Origin of the sequence: Adlercreutzia equolifaciens (genome assembly GCF_029076695.1) — a bacterium.
GTDB lineage: Bacteria > Actinomycetota > Coriobacteriia > Coriobacteriales > Eggerthellaceae > Adlercreutzia > Adlercreutzia equolifaciens_A.
Window position 1 is genome coordinate 1 of the sequence record NZ_JARFIK010000419.1, and the last position, 300, is coordinate 300.

The 300-nt window shown below is 59.7% G+C and carries 1 pseudogene; it reads right to left on the reverse strand.

The annotated features are described in order from the left end of the window. Positions 1 to 300 (reverse strand): annotated as a pseudogene (locus tag PZH32_RS14185) (molybdopterin-containing oxidoreductase family protein); the annotation flags it as partial.

Genomic DNA, 300 nt, shown 5'->3' on the forward strand with positions numbered 1-300 from the left:
GGGAAGATATCCATGGCGAGAACGGGCAGCTTATAGCGATCGGAAGAGGAATCCATGTCGATCAGGAACGGCAGATTAGTCCAGTACTTCGTAAATTCCGCGTCTTACAGCTCGTTCTCGAAGATGTAGCGATACCAGGACAAGATCAGCTTGGTATCGGTACCGGGACGAAGGGGCAGCCACACATCGGCCTACGCGGCGTCGGGCGAGAAGTTCGGATCGACCACGACCGTCTTCACGCCCTTGGCGCGAAGCTCGGCCATGCCGCGGCCCGACGCTGCCGTCTGGCTCACGGACGGC